Here is an 18,629-nt window from a genome sequence, read left to right as displayed (position 1 = left end):
ATGTGATGTAAGCAACATAATCAATTAACCTCTGCGCTGTCTTGCATCTGTAGCACGCTTCAATGCTTCGCCAACATTTCGGACAGCTAACATTAATAAGAAAACCATAATCGCTGCTGGCACCCAAATCCACCATCTTAATTCTAGAGTTTGTGGGTTTCTTGCATAACCAAGTAATGTTCCAAGACTTGGGGTATCTTCTGGAAAACCGAATCCTAAAAAGGACAACCCAGACTCTAAACCGATATTCGCAGCCAAGTTTAACGTCATCGTCACAATAATTAACGAACTTAAATTCGGCAAAACTTGAAAAAACATAATCTTCCAGTTCGGAGTTCCTAACGTTTTGGAAGCCTGTGCATAATCAAGTTCTCGCTCTTGTAACGCCTTTGAACGAATTAACCGAGCAATCCCCATCCAGAGAAATGCAGTCATTATCAATGAGAAAGACCATATACTATATTTAGGCACAATCGCAACAAATACAATAACGATCATTAAAAATGGCAAAATTAAAAAGAAATCAACAATACGCATCATAATGTTATCGACTGTTCCACCAAAATAACCAGATACAAGCCCGTAAGTAATACCGATAATCCCTGTCATAAGCGTCACTAAGATACCTATTGATAAGGAGTTGCGCGTCCCAATAATAAGCTGTCCAAAAATATCTCTGCCCCCATAATCCGTTCCTAGCAAAAACTCACTAGACGGTGGCTGATTAATAGCAAATAAATCTACTTTAACAATTTCATCTTGATTCAAAAATAAAGATACTCCGTAAACAAGGCTTGTAATAACAATAAGAAAAATAAAAGATATAAGCGCTACTTTATCTCGCACAATTTCTCGCCAAATTACTTTCGCCATAGAAGGAGCTTTTTCTTGTTCTACCTCTACTACTTCTACATTTGAATATTCCATTTATGTGTCACCTCCATGATAGTCCATTGTTTATTTAATTCGAATACGCGGATCTACGAGACTTAAAATAATATCTGATAATAAGGCGCCTAAAATAGATGCGATTCCAAATAACAAGACAACAGATGTTACGACACTATAATCCCTTTGCAGCACAGATTCCATAAATAACAATCCCATACCTGGATAGCTGAAAATTGTTTCAATAAAAACGGTCCCGCCAATAAGTCCCGTAATTTCAAAACCGAAATAAGCAGCAATTGGTAATAAGGAATTGCGGAAAATATGTCGACGATAAACGCGTGATTCAGAAGCACCTTTTGCTCTTGCCGTAATGACAAAGTCTTTCTGTTTTGTATCAATGATTTCACTACGCAAATACTGCACCGTATTTACGGTAGTAATTAATGCCATCGCTATCGCTGGTAGCAATAAGTGATTAACTTTACTCATAATATACGCAAATGATCCTGGTTCTAATCCCGGATCTACACTTCCGCCAGTTGGGAACCAACCTAAACCATAACCAAAAGCCCATAACATCACTAAAGCAAAGATAAATAATGGCGTTGCAAAACCAATATACGTGTAACCATTAATTAATTGATCTCGCAATGTATCATTGTAACGTCCACTCGTAATACCTAATGGGATGGCGATGAGATATGTAATGATTAACGTCGCTAAGGATAACCAGAATGTGTTTACAAGGCGCTGGCCGATTAACTCAGAGACTGGCATCTTAAAGCGAAAAGATTGTCCTAAGTCGCCTTGAATGGCTGATGTCACCCAATCTTTATATTGTACATACCATGGATCATTTAGCCCGAGTTTCTCTCGTTGCTCTTCAATTGCTGATGGATCAATATTTGGATCGATTAAACCAGACAACGCATCCCCTGGCATTAGTTGTGCCATAATGAATACTAATATACTTAGCAAAACAACTTGTGGCATGGTAATTAACAGTCGTCTAACAATAAATTTCCACATGCTATCAACCTTTCTGCGGTAAAGCTACTAAATGGGAGTCAGATATATGGCGTAATGTATACGCTAGACCTTCTTGATCAAAATAATCATTATAATTTTGCTGATACTCTTTCTCTACTTCTTCGCGGTATACTTTTTGCTGTTGACGGTTAACTGGATTAATATCTGGGATAGCTGCTACTAAGCGTTTCGTATAAATATGTTGTGGATGATTAAAAATATCCGCTTTCGTACCCGCTTCCACGTAACGTCCTTTATACATAATGCCAATCTCATCACACATATGCTTTACAATGCCTAAATCGTGGCTTATAAATAAGTACGTCAAATTTAAATCCTTTTGAATATCTTGCATAAAGTTAAGGACTTGTGCCTGAACCGAAACATCTAATGCAGAAACAGGCTCATCGGCAATAATTAATTTAGGCTTTAAGGCGATTGCTCTTGCAATACCGATCCGTTGCCGTTGTCCACCGGAGAATTGATGCGGGTATTTTAAAATACTTTCAGGGCTTAACCCTACTTGTTCAAGCAATTCTTGTACGCGTTTTTTTTCTTCTGTTTTCGTTAAGTTTTCAAAGTTTCGCAACGGCTCTGCAACAATATCAAGTACTCGTTTTCTGCCATTTAATGAAGAATAAGGATCTTGGAAAATCATTTGAATATCTTTACGAATATCAGACTTTTTGGATTTAAAGCCTGCTAAATCTACACCATCAAACTTCACCGTTCCTGAAGTAATATGATTTAAACCGATAATCGCTTTTCCGGTTGTTGTTTTTCCAGAACCAGACTCTCCTACAAGACCATACGTTTTTCCTCTTTCAATGGAAAAAGACACGCCATCAACAGCCTTTATTGCACCTATTTTACGATTTAAGATTCCCCCTCGAATGGGAAAATGCACCTTTAAATCGTTTACTTCAAGAAGTGCCATGACTTGATTCCCCCTCTACCTTTTCTTCCGGAAAATAAAATTGCTGATAACAGGTACAACGAACGAAATGCCCTGGTGTTATCTCATGTAGCTCAGGATTTTCTTCATGTGCATCCTCACTAATCCACGGAATTCGTGCTTTAAATCGACACCCTTCTCGCGGAAGATTTTGCAAGGATGGAACAATTCCTTGAATCACGTGGAGTTTGTCATGCACACTATCTTCAGCCGGAATGGAATTTAAAAGGGATCTCGTGTATGGATGAAGCGGCTTTTGAAACAACGTATAAACATCCGCAATCTCTACAATTTGCCCTGCATACATAACGGCTACACGATCCGCCATTTCAGCGACAACACCTAAATCATGGGTAATTAAAATAACACCTGTATTCATTTGTTCTTTTAAATCATTCATTAAACCAAGTATTTGGGCTTGAATCGTTACATCAAGCGCTGTAGTAGGCTCATCAGCAATGAGTAGTTCTGGCTTATTAGCAATAGCAATGGCAATCATCACTCGTTGCCTCATTCCACCAGATAATTGATGTGGGTACTGTTCACAGGTGTACTCTGGACGAGGGATGCCAACTTGATTTAACAAGTGAATAACCCGTTCTTTTCGTTTTGTTTTCGATAGTTGTCGATTATGTAATAATAAAGCTTCCGCGATCTGATCTTCTACCGTCATCAACGGATTTAACGCTGTTAACGGGTCTTGAAAAATCATCGCCATATCATTGCCTCGTAGCTTGTTTAATTTCCCAGCTGATAAATGAACAATATCTTCACCTTTAAATTGAATGCTTCCATCTATTTTGGCTTTTGTATGTAATCCCATAATAGAAAATGCTAAGGCGCTTTTTCCAGAGCCTGATTCACCAACAATCGCTAATGTTTCATTCTTATTAACAGATAAAGAAACATCATCCACAGCGGCATAATAGTCATCATTAATACGAAACGATGTTTTAAGATTTTTAATTTCCAAAATGCTATTACTCATGTTGACCTCCTTCTAAATTCCAATCTAAAAAGAAAGAAAATTCTTTCTTTTTTACTTTCAAAAATTGGTTTTGTGTTGTTTTAATTTTTCTGACATTTAATCTAGTGACATGGTGCCTATTCCATTCGTATATAACGACACATAAGAGTTTAGATTATTGTAAACTAAAATAAAATAATTATTTGTATTATACGGTAAAAGACCTCCCTAATCAAGTTTTTATTTAAAGAGAATATTTTTATTTCATAAAATTTTGCGAATATATTCTTATTAAATAAAATATTCCGTCTTTTTTTATAAACATAGAACACATCATACTATTTTAACTTATTGTTCTTTTCTGGCAGTGCTACTATTGACAGAAAAAACTTGGTTTATTAGTACATATTCTTGACAAAAGGCCCAGTTATTTTACTTACACGACCGTAGAGGTTTTCTTTTATCCCCCAAGGATTGTTTAATACCACTTTCAGGTAGTGCTAGACTTTTTTTTTTAAAACAAACTCAAAAGAAAAAAGAGCTGATAGCCCCTAATCTGCAGGGTATAACAGCTCGTATTACGCAAGAGGAATTCATTTTTATTTGTTATTCAGATAGATAAACAGAATCAACCACTGTCCGTTTAAAAGGCGATCCAGAAATTGTCTCGCCATTTATATCCATCGTAATATTGTAGCTTCGATTCTTTTTTAACTGCGAAAATTCTTTTGATAATAGAGGTAAGCCTTTCGACGTGGCAGTCACTACAGGAATTTGCTGTCCTGATTCCACAATTGTATAGTGTACTTCTATACTCTCTTCTTTCACCTGCTTTTTATTCGTTTTCCATTTGCTATCGCTTCCACGATCTTGTGTCTCTGATAGAATTTGCTTTTGAATTGCTTTATCATATTGACCATGCAATAAATAGGCGTTTTTCTTCTCACTACGCATTTTTAATGACCATTCTCCAGCTGAAGGTTGATTGATTTGTATGTGATACCCCGTCGCTCCAGCGAAAAAACCACCCTCCTGTTGCGTCACTTGCACATCGTCATAAACTTTTCCATTCGGATCAATAAGTTCTACACGTTGGAGTGGATTAGCTGTGTACAACTGTATATTTACCTTGTCAATAGCGTCTTCGATTGGAAATAGATGCTTTTCAGCTTTGTTATTCCTTAATGCATCGCCGTGTACATATTGCTCTGTTTTTGCAGTCTTTGAGATTTGTTCCTTATAAATCAAATAATCCCGACTCGGGTTATTCCCCTGCAACACATCGTCTTGTATGATAGGAAAGATACGATTACTTCGGATAGAAGTATGGTTCCAATCCCCAATTGCAACTTCTTCTCCTTTAGGCAGACGACTGCTCACAGTTGTTACCACGCCATCATTATCACCGTAACTGGATAAATACATTCCTCCAAACCATGTCGATGAAAATACCGATCCCCAATCCGTACCACCTAAAGTGTAATAATCATTTACATAGGCATAGGTTTCTTCATCTGTCAAAGAACGAAAATGTTCCATATATCCGGTCTCAACCGCAGATGTTCCTTCACCTCGCATCCCGAGTAATTCAGCTAGCCAACCAGCCCAACTACTATTAGCCAAGTCCGCTAGTTCGGATCCATGATGCGGACTAGATAGAGTAATAATACGATCTATATATTGCCAAGCTCCGTAATAAGTTGCCGCAGCTTGCGCATCAACGCCACCTTTACTGTACGCAATAATCGTAATTGGCTTCCCTTGGAATTGATCTGAAATTTCCGTAATTTTTTCAGCGAGCAATTTTCCATTATCCCACATATCGGCAGAAGCGCCACCTGCATCATGAAGCTGGATAAAAGCCGTTTCATATCCCGCTTCAAAAGCAGCTTCATACAATCCACCATCCTCCCAAAATACTTGTGCCACATTGTTTAAACCAGGCACAAATAAAAGCAAAGGGGCGTCAGGTATTGGATTAGTTGGCGTCTCTCCTACAAACCATTCCCCTGGCGTTTCATCATTTCCGTTATCTCCCTTCCCCATTGCAGACCCTTTTGTTCCTTCATGAAGCTGTTTGGCTTCCGACAAACTTTGCGATTGTGCAATAGCATAAGATGGAGTGGACAATAGCAATAAACCGAACAACAACGACAGAAATAAGCGTTTCGCCATTTTTTCTCCTCCATTTTAAATTTGTCATCTATAGAAACATCATTAGACAATGATGGGATTTGCAAGATGTCTGGAAAGCATCTAATTCTACGAAAATAACATAATGAATAAAATCGAGATGGTGGATTTTCAACATGTATCATAATAACTACGTTGGAACGAAAATAGGGAGTGTGTTCATCCTTCCCATTAGTACTGATTCCCAGTTTATAAATTAGGGTTATATGCTGAACAGCAGAAAATAAGCACTTATTTGCCTTTTTTCAAAGAGGTCTTTCCCGTCTTACGCAAGTTGTATGAACAATCCGTAATGAAATCCTTCTGTGAATTGTTCACTGGCTTTATAAGATCAATGTACATGATTTTTTATAATTTGAACATCCGTTATTCGTCCTGTGAAAATAATCCTAGAAAATAGTAATGGGATGGACCGCTGAAAAGTGCGTTTTGCTTGAGTAAACCATCCTGCTTTCATGTTTGATGACTGACTAAAGCTAGCATAGCGAATTATTATACTATAAAAATAATGTTAATTTATCTTAACATAATGGTAACTCAACTTGACATTACATCCGCTATCTCATACACTATTTGTAACCTCTACATATATGTTTGAAGGAATCACTCGCGCATTGGAAGTTCTCTAGGAAGGAGATGGCTTTCGTGAAATTAAACAATCGTGTAAAAGAACTACGAGCGCGATTTGATTTAACGCAAGAGCAACTCGCCAAAAAAGTAGGCGTAACCAGACAGACCATTGCTGCCATTGAAAAAGGCGATTATGTACCATCCTTACTTTTGGCATTAAACATATGCAAAGTGTTCCATCTTCCTATGGAAGAAACTTTTTGGTTATTGGAGGACGATTAAAAGATGAGATTAAAATGGGTGTTCTTTATTAACGTATTGTTATTGTTGCTAGCTGCTTGGGGATTTATTCCTATTTATTCATTTGGAATGCAAGTAGCCAATGCGATTAAAGGTGAGAGCACAGGAGAATGGATTAATATTACACCGACGATCATTTTTTTATTCATCTGTTTAGGGGTTGGGGTCTTGATGTACAGACATAATGCAAAGAAACATAAGCGTATGCTATTGAAATTATTCATGCCTGTAGAGTTTTCTGAACAAGATGAACGTGAAAAAATGATTAACGCTCACGCTTGTCGTAAAGTTTATCTTTTCATGCCATTGATTTTTGGGATAATCCTTTTTTTAATGGGCTTGTATCCATTCATAGCTGACACGTTTCCTTCTTATCCGATGTTACTTTTATTCATCTTTCCGATTGCACAAATTACAATCTACTATTTATCTGTACGTAACAAATTTTAACTACTAGTCATAAGAAACACATTTACATTGTACAACAAGAAGCCGCTCTGCCTGCTTAAAATGCACTTCCAGGCAAAGCGGTTAATGGGTGCGTTATTTATTCGTTCTCTGAATAAATAAGAATCCAATTACCCCGAACAGCAATTGCTTATACTGTTGAGATAACTTATCAGAGACCTCGACAATATCATTATCTAAGTCGTGAAACAAAGTAGTATACTCATGCGGAAACCTTCCATTATAAAAATAGGCCCAGCGATGATGATGTTCATCGATCCATGTGAAATCACCAGTCATAGTAGATCCATCAATAAAAAGCATTTGCTTTCCTTTCTCATCAAAGAGCTTCCCTTTTAGTCGCAAGACACTTTTAAAATCTTTCTGAATATAAAACCCGATATAATTGTCACTTGCATCGTAATACGTAACTTCCGTTTTCTTCATGCCTTTTCGCTTCAACTTAAATATCAGTTCTCCAGTGTTAGAGATAAACGCAAACTTTACTGGCAGCCAATTTATGAACGAACTATTATAAATGAGCAAAGGATAGCACCAGAACGAAACGTGCATAAGTTGAAAAGCGCCAACATACTTGCCCGTTTTTTCAAAACATAATAAACGCGGTAACAAACTAGCATCCTTTTTAAGTACGACATGATCAAGTTGCAAAATAGATGCTTGTGAAAGGCCTATCTCTACGTCTTTTAATTTCTGATAGCTTATTCTGCTTCGAATAATTATTATTATTAAAAATAAAACGGGTAAACCTATAATGGATACTTCTCCCCACTGTTTGGCTCCTGTTGGCGTCCAAATCAATATATACCCAAGAACTACAACGATAAATATAGCTAAAAATATATACCCCATTTTTTCTCTTCGTTTATACATTTCTTGTAACAAATTCCTACCCCCTATCAACGATTTTCAGCAAATGTTTTCGTCCATAACCAACGTCCAATTGAAATGACAATAATAACGATCGCATACGCCGTAACGATACGTAAGAAGCTATTACTAATCTTATTCATAAGCCAACTACCAGGATAATAAAAAATAATAGCAGATAGAACTGAAATAATGATAAATGCCAAAACAATATATACCACATGCATAAGGGATATATCTTCTATATCGTTTATTCGTTTATATAAAAGGCATATGATGACAATGAAACTTGCTATTTCTAAAACCCATTGCAACAATAATCCCTCCCTTTTAAATAAAGTACGAAGAGGTACTAGGCACAGTTTCATATTTCATCAAAATTTTAGCATTCCCCCTTATAAAACCTCACTAATCGCCAAGCCTGGATGGGACAAATGCAAATATCGTTTTCTTCTATAAACGCTATATTTTTTGTTATGTAGAAAACATGAATTGTCGACAAATGTTATGCGATAAGTCAAGTTTTTCTTATACTATAAACCTTTACACTTTTATACTTTCTTATAGTGCAAAAAAGCACCCCATGGAGTGCCTTTAATCTATACTATTATTTATTTCTTTTATTCATTAATAAACACTTGCAGAAATCGATGAAAAGATTGATTGTCTTTAAACACTCCTGCATCTTGTAAAATACGTACGAACGTATTACCGACTTCTTTACGCACAATTTCTCTTGCTTCTTCTGTAGTTTGTACATCTGGATACTGCTTTTTTAAGTTGTCTGCCCAAACGCTATGATGCTCCGCTACTTGCTGCTGTCCATGTAATAAATAGCTCTCTATTTCAGCTAATTCTTGCTTCAAACGGGCTGGCAATACAGCTAAGCCCATCACTTCTATTAATCCAATATTTTCTTTTTTAATATGATGTACATCTGCATGCGGATGAAAAATACCTTGAGGATACTGTTCTGTCGTTCGGTTATTCCGCAAGACAAGATCTAATTCATATTTGTCCTTACGTTTTCTAGCAATTGGCGTAATGGTATTATGCGGCGTTTGCTCCGTAAAAGCTTGAATATCCGCTGATTCATCCGAATAATCTTTCCATGAGGCTAAAATGTCATCTGCTGCTTCTACTAAATCAGTACTATTGCTTCCCACTATACGAATAACGGATAATGGCCAATGTAGGACAGCACAATGCAATCTTGGATACTTTCTCCACGAAAAGGAAAATGCTTCTTTCGCATTCGTCATAGCAAATTCATACTTCCCTGCCTGATAATGATCATGACTTAAGATAGATCCACCAACGATTGGTAAATCTGCATTGGAGCCAATAAAATAATGCGGGAATATATCTATAAATGCTAAGAGCCGTTTGAATGTTTGCTGATCGATTTTCATATTCCGATGTTCTCCAGCTAGTAATATACTATGCTCATTATAATATACGTACGGAGAATATTGAAAAAACCACATCTCGTCATGTAAAGGTACTCTTATCATGCGGTGATTTGCCCGAGCTGGATGATCTATTCGCCCAGCATAGCCTTCATTCTCTATACATAATAGACATTTCGGATACGTCACATTTTTAACATTTTCCCGCTCTAGCTTCATTTGCTCTGGATCTTTTTCCGGTTTGGATAAATTAATCGTAATATCCATCGTCCCATAAGCCGTGTCCACCTTATAGCTTATGTTTTTCGCAATTCGATTCATTTGAATATAGTTACTATTTTTTGATAAAGCATAAAAGTAATTCGTAGCTTCTATTGGTGATTGCTTATACTTTTCATAAAATGTCTGGTTAATTTCTGAAGGGCGCGCGATAAGACAATTCATGATATGAGCCGTCAGTATTTCTTTTTCACTTAAAACGTTGCGAATAATTTCATGCTCCAATGCATATTCAATCAAATGCTCTACTAAATTTGGGATGGAAGTATCTCTTGCTGGTACTACTCCATCTGGATATGCCTCTAATTGCAAGACATTCATAATTTGGTTCCTAGCATATACTTTGTCAGCTTGTGCAATCATTTCTGTGGTACCTGCTTTTTCAATAAGTCCTGCTAAATAGGGATACACCATCCTTCATCACTCCTTTAAGGTCCATATTCTACAATTTCACATAACATCCAACTAGGAAAGCACACACGCTCTTAACCCTGCACCAATAATGCCTTGGTGATTGTTCAGCTTACTAATCTCCATATTTTCTAGGATATGGATTTGTTCAGCAAGCAAATACGTTTGGAGTTTTACTTTGATTAGCTCTAATAACCAAGGATTATGGGTAACTACACTTCCTCCAAAAACAATTTTATTTGGATCTAACAAACTACTGACAGTATAGACACCCTGTGTTAGAACAAATACCATTTCTTCTATCAACTGCTGTGCTTCTTCATCACCTGTCAAATAGTTAGCAAAAATATCTTTCGTTATGACCTGATCATCTGCATATATCTTTCTTGCCTGTAGTTGCATTGCTGGTCCTGAAGCAGCATTTTCCAATCTTTGTAAGGCTTCGCTGTTTAATTTAGAATAAACTGGAATTAAACCTAATTCCCCAGCAAAACCAGCACCACGAATAAATTCACCATCTTGAATAATAGAACAGGAAATACCAGTACTAATTGTGATATAAACAAGCAATTCTTGATTAGCCATTTCCGCTTTTTTCCACTCTGCAAACGCAGCCATATACACATCATTATCAATGGCAATTTTGTCAATACCGATTGCTTTTTGGAGTCGTTCCATAAATGGAAAGTTATCCCAGGGTAAATTATTCTGATAAACAGCAATCCCTCGCTCACGATCTACCTTCCCCGGGACACCTGCGCCAATGCCATATATTTCATGTTTTGGAATACTAGAATGGTCTAGCAGCTGTTCTACACATTGCACAACTTTAGCAAACATCGTTTCCTTATTTGTAGGATCACTGCTCACTTTTACCTGTTGAATTAAATTGCCATATTCATTTACAATTCCTGCCGCCACTTTTGTTCCACCAATGTCAATCCCAATGCTGTATTTCATCCTTATCCTCACCTTTACAACACATGGCTTAAGTTACTCTTTATAGATAAACTTAGATATCGCCAATTCTTATGGCAAAACCCGTCGTTTTGCTTATACTATAAACCTTAAAATTTTTATATTTTCTATAGTCCAAGAACGAAGCCTGCTTTTTTAATCTTCCGCACACAGAGTAAAGACTGCACTACTCCTTTATACAAATTTCCGATTATAGTTCCATAGTAAAAATAAAAGACCTGTTAAGCCAATAAGTTGAAGAAATAGTTCAAATTTGCCAACGGTTTGTTGTCCATAAAATATGAGAAACAGACAAAATAGAAAGAAAACAACCTTGACAACTACAAAAATTTTATCCTTCATGTGTAGTCCTCCCATATGATTTCGCTTGCTTCTAACTCAACTTGACGTTTGTTTCCATCGCCATCATAAACATCGGTAACTTGTTTTTCGGTAGAGTTATTAATAATGGCATATTTTTTCACTTCTGGGTATGCATGTACTTCACAGTGCACATTTGAAGCAAACCATTTTCTCATTTCTTCTTCTTTATGAGCTGCATAATACATGGCACGTAATAATAATCTCGTATTCTCATGACTATACGGTAAACCTGCGATATATACGGCTCTCCCCTTTCCAAAACCGGAGCTAGCAAGATGAACACCATCATTAGAATATTCGATAATTTCTGTCGCCTCGTTTAATGCAAAGATATACTCCATGCTTTCACCAAAATCAAATGCAGTCATATCTTCAGCAATAAAATGATTCTCGATTACTTCTGTAAAATATTTATTCGTCGATAAGCTAAAGCCTAATTCTTTATCTAATCCAAAAACATTAGCAAGCTGAAAATAGCGCCCTTCATGATGATAAGCAGTTGGTTCTCCTATACCAACGAAACCGCCCCCCTCATATATCCATTTACGAAGAATGGAAATTAATTGAGGATTTTTCCATTTCTCGCCGCCAGAAAACGCAGTCCCTACATCACCTACATTAATAATCACATCTATATCTTCTGGTACCCCTTTTGCGATTACATCGTCAAAACTAATAAAAGATACGTCCACTGCTGATCCACTTAATGCTTCTAATACACCATGATAAGAATACGCTTTTTTATACCATTTTCCGTGGGCAACAATATGCGTTTGCCATGTTCGCAATTTCCCCCATGCATTTAAAACGGCTACTTTTAGACCTGTATACGGTTGAATTCCGTGAATATTATCATAAATTTCTCGAAATTCATTTGTAACCTTCTCCACGTAATCAACAAATTTAGGAAACTTATATGCTAAACTTAAATAACCGCCATAACCAATTCTATCTAAAGGTTTGCGCATTAACGCTCTTCTTGCTGTTAACCAATTTTCGTTTGCTTCAATAACCGGATCATTGCCTTCATAGAATGTGTCAGGAAAGAAATAAGGTAAAAATCTTCCTTCCGTATATTTCACACCTGGAATATCAGAAATAATTCGTAACGTCGTTCCATCACCAACGCTACCAACAACGGCGTCCATGCCGACAGATGGAAAATAACTACCATAAGGTTCTGTTCCAATCCAATTATCGCCTAAAAACATCATCGCTTCTTTATCATGCTCATGAACGATATCAACTAATTCCTTCACTTCCTTTGCAACGAACTGCTGAATAAAATCAATATAATCTAAATACGCTTGTGAAGGAATACGAAAAGTCGTGTTGTAATAGCCTTTGTCCACAATATCTTCTGGCCTTAAACGGTAGCCTTTCTCTTTTTCAAACGCTTCAAGTGCTGCAACGGAAACACTCGCACCGTAGCCAAACCAATCCACAAACTTCTCCTTACCTAAATCATTAAAAATGAGTGTGAAATGATAGAAAAAGGTCGTAAAGCGAACAACGTCTGTATCTGGATTTTCCTTTAACCATTGTTGTAAATATGCTTTTACATACTGGTTAGAATGAGGTTGACGGACATCAAACGGGATATCATGTGGTGTATCTCCCCAATCATTTGTTATATGATTATACATTTGCGTCGGATCCCATTTCATATATGCTAAAAAAGAAACCGTATATTCATGCCACTGTTCAACTTGTTTCATCGTTACACAATTCGTTGCTTCATCTACTTGCCAATAGTCTGGTGAAACAACCTCACCTGTTGTTCGGTCGATTACTTCCCACCAACGCTTTGGATCATGAATATAATCCGGCGTTATTTGTTCCTCAAAATAACCCTTTAAAAACGGAATTTCCAACGTGGTTTCTGTTGCTGTATAATAGGGCGACATTAAATATAGTTGCTGCATTTCCTCTGGATGCTGTTTAGCAAAATCATTATGATTCCGAGCCACAAAATACGTCGTATAAATTTTCGCATCTAATTGTTTGATCTCATCATCCAACTTCGTTCCATCGCTATCTCGCAGTGCATCTGCACCCCAGCGCTCCATCAATTCCTTCGTCTCTTGTAAAAAATGTTGCTGACTTGGTAATGTAACTCTTCCTGTTGTTTTTTTCATCTCTCACACCTAACCTTTCACTCCACCAACTGTCATTCCTTGTGTTAAACGTTTTTGAACCAAAATATATAGAATTAATGTAGGAAGCATGACGATTACCATACCTGCATACATCGGTCCGTAATTCACTGCTGAACGTTCTGCAGCCATTAAATTCAACAATCCAACTGGCAACGTTTGATTTTCTGCCGGCATTAGCGTTAGCGCTAATATATACTCATTCCAAAATAATAAGAAATTAAATAAGATAACAATCACGATACTCGGTGCCGCCATAGGAAACATGACCGAAAACATTGTCCTATAGTACCCTGCACCATCTATACTTGCTGCTTCTTCAAAATCAGAAGGTAATGTTTTAAAATAACTTGATAATAAATAAATCGTAAATGGTAAAGCTGTTGAAGCATAAATGAGCGCCAACATAAATCGATTATTCAGTAAAAGCTCACTTCCTACAATTGTTCTTAAACCTGTATCCCAATCTAAGAGCATTAGGAAAATCGGCACTGCAATATAACTAACATTAATGAACAAGCCTGCTTTTACCATGCCATTAATGAAACGATTTCCTCTAAATTCAAATCTAGACAATACGTATGCCGCTGGCAGTGCTACAACTAATAAAATGATTAAAGCCATCGCTGTAACAAGTACAGAGTTTAATAGATATTCACCCATCTGCGCTTCTTGGAACGCTTCTACAAAGTTAGCTAAATGAATACCATCCGGAAGTGCCCAAGGGCTTCCATAAAACTCTTTATTTTGCTTGATTGATGCTAAAAACACCCATGCGACAGGTACAATAATGGAAACCGCTAATGTGATTAACGCCACATAAATAAATAATCGCATTAAACCGTCTAAACTCAATTTCTTAGAATTTTTCATTAGAGACTCAAACCTCCTTTAATACTCCAATACATCGCGCTTTGTTATCCTGCTAACAATCGCTGCTAATAAGAAGGAGAACAGAAACACAATAACCCCAATAGCCATTCCGTAGCCGAAGGTAGAGTTTCCATACGCTTGATCATACATGTAAGAAAGAAATACTTCTGTTGACCCATCAGGTCCTCCGCCTGTCATCGCTTTTACTAATAAAAAGCTCAAATTAATCGTACTTATAATAAAGAAGGTTAGCGTTGTACGAATGTTATTCCATACTAGAGGTAATGTAATACTCGTAAACTGTTTTAGTTTACTTGCCCCTTCTAAAGAAGCTGCTTCATAAAAACTTGGTGGGATACCTGCCATACTTGACATATACATCACCATATAATAACCAATGGCCTGCCATATAAGAGCTGCAGCCAAACTATAAATAACGACCTTTTGATCCCCCAACCACATTTGTTGTAGATTCTCTAAGCTGAATATACCTAGAATGCTATTTAATAGACCACTTGAAGGGTCATAAACGGCTGAAAATATCCCCGCAATAACAACAATGGATAAAATATTTGGGATGTAGAAAATAATCCGAAAGAAATTTCCACCCTTTACGTTTTCTTTCGTTAAAATTGCCGCAAAAAAGACGGCAAACGAAAATGTAACAATCGCGACGACAACGATTAAGAAGATGGAATTTTGAAAAGAACGAATAAACGTCATATCATTCCAAAGTAGCTTAAAATTATCTAAGCCAACGAACTGTTGCGTGTTAGAAAAACCACCCCAACGGTAAAGCGACATCCGAAACACCTCGAATGTTGGCATAAACATAAAGACCATTAATAAAATCAAAGCTGGCGAAACGCATAAGCCAATAAATAGATTACGTGACCTCGTTTTGCTCATTTTCTCACCTCTCTCCAATACAAAACCATCATGTAACATGAATTTCATTCAAACGCTTCTTAGAAATGTCAAAAGCCATTTATAGGTATGTTTATTAACATTTCATTGTAATTATCTTGCCCTGACTTGTATATTCATTGAAGGCAGCCAGTTCCTAAAATGCTGTTCTTCCTAAAATAACATGCATGCAGAGGAGGCTGCCCTGTAAATCCATTTATTGATTCATCCAATTATTTGTTAAAGACTGAGCGAATAGATTTGGAACGAACGAAAATCTTTCTAACGTCCATTGGATATGATTAATTTAAAGCTGGTCTAAGCTTATCACTTACTTCTTCTATTTTCTCTTGCCATTCTTTAAATGTCATATCGCCACTAATGACACTATCAATACTTCCGTATAAAGTATCACCCATATTCGCCCCAGGAACTGGTTTTGTAGAAGCAAAAGTTCCCATAGCTGGCAGCACACCTTCCTCGTCATAAATACTATAGAAAGTTTGTTTTTGGCCATCTAATTGTTCGGTAATACCTTCAATTGGCTGTACTGCTCCTGCTTCTAAGAATGTATCTGCTGCTTCGTCTGAATACATATACGCAATAAAATCTTTCGCTACATCTTTATTCTTTGCATCTTTTGGAATCCAAATTTGCTCGAAGAAAGTAAATGCATAACGGTCACCATCATCTTCAAAGGCAGGGATAGAAGTCATACCCCAAGCAAAGTTTTCAGCACGTGGTGCTTCCTTCATTTCATCGACAACCCAGTTACCATTTGGCATAAATAAAGCTTTATTATCTAAGACTAATTGCTGGTTTTTCGTAAAATCATTTGGATTAGCATTTGCTACTGTATTCGGATGTACATAGTCTGCTAGTTTTTCGACGGTTTCTAATGCTTTAGTTGCTTCCTCGGATTCCCAAATGCCATCTTCATAGGTCATAGCAGAGCTGTAGAAATCTGCTCCACCTGCAGCATATAGCATGGATCCAAGTAACGTATCAAAGTAGTTGCTCGTTGGATACGTAAATAATGAAATACCTTCTTCTTTTGCTTTATCTCCTAATTCCCACATCTCATCCCAAGTTTTCGGCACTTCCCAACCTTTTTCTTCAAATAAACCTGCATTGTAGAATAAGCCAGTTGGACTGTAGAACATTGGCGCTAAATAAGTTTCTCCATCAGCGTATGGGTTAGTAGCTAGTGTATCTGTAAAACCTTCTAAAAGTTTTTCATTTACTTTTGTTTCTTCTCCAGGTACTTGCATATCAAAAACATCTGTAATGTTTTCTACACCATCTTCTTTAATCAAGGTTTCCGTTAAAGCTTCTTCTCTGTTTGTAGCTAGTAATAACACATCTGGGTAATCCCCGGCTTGCATATTTGGTCGTACAACTTCTTCCAAGTTCTTTTCCATTTGCAGATCAACCTCTACATCTGGATTTACTTCTTCGTAAGACTTCACAACATTTTCCCACATTTCCGTACCATATGCAGATTCTAATGCAGCTACTTTTAATGTTGTTTTCTCGCCGCTACCTTCTTTATCTGCTGATTTTTCTTCCTTCTCTTCTCCATTGGAACATGCTGCTAAAGTAAAAATAACGAGAATGATAGAAACAGTTAATAAAAACTTCATTTTTTTCATTATTGAAGCCCCCTGTTTTAATTGTTTTCTTGCTTACCCTTATACTACAATGGTTAAAACGCTTTCACAATAAACATCTTGTCTACTTTTTTAGGTTTATTGCTTTTTGCAAAAGCCCCCTATAAAATAGTACGTATAGATGCATAATATGAAAATATCCGTAATTAGAATTCTTTTGGCGAAAGCGGTCGTTATGCTTAAACTATAAAGTCTATCATGTATACAATGAAACTACCTCCTTTGCATGCACCCACTCCTAGTTAGATATAAAAATGTAGTAGATTTTCTATATAAAAAACAAATAAAGTGTAGTTCAATAGTAACATATACTTGTTTACCACTTCACGAGCTTATAGATGATAGAAAAGAGGTTATAGTAAATGTCCTATGAGGTGTACCAAATGAAAGGTGCAAAGCATGAAAAGCCACCGTTCAAACTTCTATATATTACTCATTCCGAATATGATAAAGGCTGGCATAGCACGCAACACACCCATCATTTTTCCGAATTATTCTATATTGTCAAAGGTAAAGGCTCATTTATACTTGCTGACCGAGAAGTTCCCATTAAAGAAAATGATTTAGTCATTATTAATCCGAATGTGGAACATACAGAAAAGTCTAATTGGGATGATTCCCTTGAATATATTGCTTTAGGGATAGAGGGATTGTTTTTCAGCCAAGCGGATAATAAAGACCCACACTCTAGCTTATACCGTTTTCAAGTAGATCGAACTAACATTCTTTTCTACTTGAACCGAATATTAGAGGAAATACAGGAGCATAAAGAAGGACATGAATTAATTTGTCAAAACATTATCGAGATAATGATTATCAAGTTACAAAGAGACAAAAAGCTTACCATCAATCAAACGGAGTCACCAAATATTAATAAAGCTTCTGCCTTTGTCATGTACTATATAAATCAAAACTACCGTGATGACTTAAACTTAAATAAATTAGCTGAGATCGGCCATATTAATAAATATTATTTAGCACATACATTTAAAAAAGATATGGGTATATCACCAATTGAGTATTTAAACAGAGTCCGAATTAAAGAAGCAAAGCTCATGCTCGAAACAACCGATTACTCTATTGCGCACATCGCTGCTTTTACTGGTTTTTCATCCCAATCTTTTTTCACACAAGCATTCAAGCGCTTAGCAAAGCAAACGCCTTCTAAATACCGGAAGGAAATGAGAGCGAATTCATAACTAAGATTTGTAAAGATAAAGTTCATACAATTTGTGTAGGGGTGCTTACACATCCCACTGATTGCTAGGAATCAAGGGTATGACCTGAAGGCCTCTGACGAAAAAAGGTCATTTAGGTGATGTTACCTCACACTTTGACTAT

At 36.6% G+C, this 18,629-nt stretch carries 17 protein-coding genes; 3 read left to right on the top strand and 14 right to left on the bottom strand.

The annotated features are described in order from the left end of the window. Nucleotides 1-24 precede the first annotated feature (24 nt). From HLX49_RS00330 to HLX49_RS00310, 5 genes are all read right to left on the bottom strand, one after another. A complete protein-coding gene (locus HLX49_RS00330; protein WP_077705620.1) occupies nt 25-927 on the bottom strand; it encodes an ABC transporter permease in 903 nt (300 codons plus the stop codon). A 30-nt stretch (nt 928-957) separates the two neighbouring features. Beyond that, complete coding sequence (gene opp4B / locus HLX49_RS00325; RefSeq protein ID WP_077705623.1) at nt 958-1,920, bottom strand: oligopeptide ABC transporter permease; 963 nt, start codon at nt 1,918-1,920, stop codon at nt 958-960. A gap of 4 nt (nt 1,921-1,924) precedes the next feature. Next, complete coding sequence (locus tag HLX49_RS00320; protein WP_101932441.1) at nt 1,925-2,857, bottom strand: ABC transporter ATP-binding protein; 933 nt, start codon at nt 2,855-2,857, stop codon at nt 1,925-1,927. Further along, nucleotides 2,844-3,863, bottom strand: coding sequence for an ABC transporter ATP-binding protein (locus tag HLX49_RS00315; protein ID WP_077705628.1), 1,020 nt, complete (start codon nt 3,861-3,863; stop codon nt 2,844-2,846). Before HLX49_RS00315 ends, HLX49_RS00320 begins: the two co-directional genes overlap by 14 nt. A 585-nt stretch (nt 3,864-4,448) precedes the next feature. Beyond that, complete coding sequence (locus tag HLX49_RS00310) at nt 4,449-6,017, bottom strand: esterase/lipase family protein (RefSeq protein ID WP_296360356.1); 1,569 nt, start codon at nt 6,015-6,017, stop codon at nt 4,449-4,451. A 663-nt stretch (nt 6,018-6,680) separates the two neighbouring features. On the opposite strand from HLX49_RS00310, the gene HLX49_RS00305 reads away from it, so the two are divergent. Together HLX49_RS00305 and HLX49_RS00300 are read left to right on the top strand one after the other, a co-directional pair. Next, nucleotides 6,681-6,887, top strand: coding sequence for a helix-turn-helix transcriptional regulator (locus tag HLX49_RS00305; protein WP_303046186.1), 207 nt, complete (start codon nt 6,681-6,683; stop codon nt 6,885-6,887). Between the two features lie 3 nt (nt 6,888-6,890). Beyond that, complete coding sequence (locus tag HLX49_RS00300; protein WP_077705634.1) at nt 6,891-7,355, top strand: hypothetical protein; 465 nt, start codon at nt 6,891-6,893, stop codon at nt 7,353-7,355. 93 nt (nt 7,356-7,448) lie between these two features. On the opposite strand, the gene HLX49_RS00295 is transcribed toward HLX49_RS00300, so the two are convergent. From HLX49_RS00295 to HLX49_RS00255, 9 genes are all read right to left on the bottom strand, one after another. Continuing rightward, on the bottom strand, nt 7,449-8,258 hold the full coding sequence (locus HLX49_RS00295) for a hypothetical protein (protein ID WP_296360355.1): 810 nt from the start codon (nt 8,256-8,258) through the stop codon (nt 7,449-7,451). Between the two features lie 14 nt (nt 8,259-8,272). Next, nucleotides 8,273-8,557 (bottom strand): hypothetical protein, encoded by a 285-nt coding sequence (locus HLX49_RS00290; protein ID WP_296360354.1) that lies wholly within the window; start codon nt 8,555-8,557, stop codon nt 8,273-8,275. Between the two features lie 306 nt (nt 8,558-8,863). Further along, on the bottom strand, nt 8,864-10,345 hold the full coding sequence (gene galT / locus HLX49_RS00285) for a UDP-glucose--hexose-1-phosphate uridylyltransferase (protein WP_101932443.1): 1,482 nt from the start codon (nt 10,343-10,345) through the stop codon (nt 8,864-8,866). A gap of 51 nt (nt 10,346-10,396) precedes the next feature. Then, nucleotides 10,397-11,302: an ROK family protein gene (locus HLX49_RS00280; RefSeq protein ID WP_077705644.1), complete on the bottom strand. Its 906-nt coding sequence runs from the start codon at nt 11,300-11,302 to the stop codon at nt 10,397-10,399. A gap of 192 nt (nt 11,303-11,494) precedes the next feature. Continuing rightward, nucleotides 11,495-11,662 carry a DUF6903 family protein gene (locus HLX49_RS00275; RefSeq protein WP_162985856.1) on the bottom strand — a complete coding sequence of 56 codons (168 nt, stop codon included), beginning with the start codon at nt 11,660-11,662 and terminating at the stop codon, nt 11,495-11,497. Next, nucleotides 11,659-13,821: a 1,3-beta-galactosyl-N-acetylhexosamine phosphorylase gene (gene gnpA / locus HLX49_RS00270; protein ID WP_296360353.1), complete on the bottom strand. Its 2,163-nt coding sequence runs from the start codon at nt 13,819-13,821 to the stop codon at nt 11,659-11,661. The genes HLX49_RS00275 and gnpA overlap by 4 nt, the downstream gene beginning before the upstream one ends. A 9-nt stretch (nt 13,822-13,830) precedes the next feature. Beyond that, entirely contained in the window at nt 13,831-14,712 is an 882-nt protein-coding gene (locus HLX49_RS00265; protein WP_101932445.1) for a carbohydrate ABC transporter permease, read from the bottom strand. 18 nt (nt 14,713-14,730) lie between these two features. Next, entirely contained in the window at nt 14,731-15,621 is an 891-nt protein-coding gene (locus tag HLX49_RS00260; RefSeq protein ID WP_077706940.1) for a carbohydrate ABC transporter permease, read from the bottom strand. 299 nt (nt 15,622-15,920) lie between these two features. Then, nucleotides 15,921-17,270: a carbohydrate ABC transporter substrate-binding protein gene (locus tag HLX49_RS00255; RefSeq protein WP_077705653.1), complete on the bottom strand. Its 1,350-nt coding sequence runs from the start codon at nt 17,268-17,270 to the stop codon at nt 15,921-15,923. Nucleotides 17,271-17,671: 401 nt separating this feature from the next. On the opposite strand from HLX49_RS00255, the gene HLX49_RS00250 reads away from it, so the two are divergent. After that, on the top strand, nt 17,672-18,487 hold the full coding sequence (locus tag HLX49_RS00250) for an AraC family transcriptional regulator (RefSeq protein ID WP_367112712.1): 816 nt from the start codon (nt 17,672-17,674) through the stop codon (nt 18,485-18,487). Nucleotides 18,488-18,629: the final 142 nt, after the last annotated feature.

Origin of the sequence: Virgibacillus sp. (genome assembly GCF_013393565.1) — a bacterium.
GTDB classification, from domain to species: Bacteria; Bacillota; Bacilli; order Bacillales; family Amphibacillaceae; genus Virgibacillus; species Virgibacillus dokdonensis.
This window is presented reverse-complemented; position numbering and strand designations above follow the sequence as displayed.

What these genes read in the sequence shown, in the direction of transcription:
- HLX49_RS00310 (WP_296360356.1), bottom strand. Translation starts at nt 6,017, where the DNA reads ATGGCGAAACGCTTATTTCTGTCGTTGTTGTTCGGTTTATTGCTATTG.
- galT (WP_101932443.1), bottom strand. Translation starts at nt 10,345, where the DNA reads ATGGTGTATCCCTATTTAGCAGGACTTATTGAAAAAGCAGGTACCACA.
- HLX49_RS00255 (WP_077705653.1), bottom strand. Translation starts at nt 17,270, where the DNA reads ATGAAAAAAATGAAGTTTTTATTAACTGTTTCTATCATTCTCGTTATT.
- HLX49_RS00320 (WP_101932441.1), bottom strand. Translation starts at nt 2,857, where the DNA reads ATGGCACTTCTTGAAGTAAACGATTTAAAGGTGCATTTTCCCATTCGA.
- HLX49_RS00265 (WP_101932445.1), bottom strand. Translation starts at nt 14,712, where the DNA reads ATGAAAAATTCTAAGAAATTGAGTTTAGACGGTTTAATGCGATTATTT.
- gnpA (WP_296360353.1), bottom strand. Translation starts at nt 13,821, where the DNA reads ATGAAAAAAACAACAGGAAGAGTTACATTACCAAGTCAGCAACATTTT.
- HLX49_RS00250 (WP_367112712.1), top strand. Translation starts at nt 17,672, where the DNA reads ATGAAAGGTGCAAAGCATGAAAAGCCACCGTTCAAACTTCTATATATT.
- HLX49_RS00330 (WP_077705620.1), bottom strand. Translation starts at nt 927, where the DNA reads ATGGAATATTCAAATGTAGAAGTAGTAGAGGTAGAACAAGAAAAAGCT.
- HLX49_RS00280 (WP_077705644.1), bottom strand. Translation starts at nt 11,302, where the DNA reads ATGAAATACAGCATTGGGATTGACATTGGTGGAACAAAAGTGGCGGCA.
- HLX49_RS00315 (WP_077705628.1), bottom strand. Translation starts at nt 3,863, where the DNA reads ATGAGTAATAGCATTTTGGAAATTAAAAATCTTAAAACATCGTTTCGT.
- HLX49_RS00260 (WP_077706940.1), bottom strand. Translation starts at nt 15,621, where the DNA reads ATGAGCAAAACGAGGTCACGTAATCTATTTATTGGCTTATGCGTTTCG.
- HLX49_RS00275 (WP_162985856.1), bottom strand. Translation starts at nt 11,662, where the DNA reads ATGAAGGATAAAATTTTTGTAGTTGTCAAGGTTGTTTTCTTTCTATTT.
- HLX49_RS00300 (WP_077705634.1), top strand. Translation starts at nt 6,891, where the DNA reads ATGAGATTAAAATGGGTGTTCTTTATTAACGTATTGTTATTGTTGCTA.
- opp4B (WP_077705623.1), bottom strand. Translation starts at nt 1,920, where the DNA reads ATGTGGAAATTTATTGTTAGACGACTGTTAATTACCATGCCACAAGTT.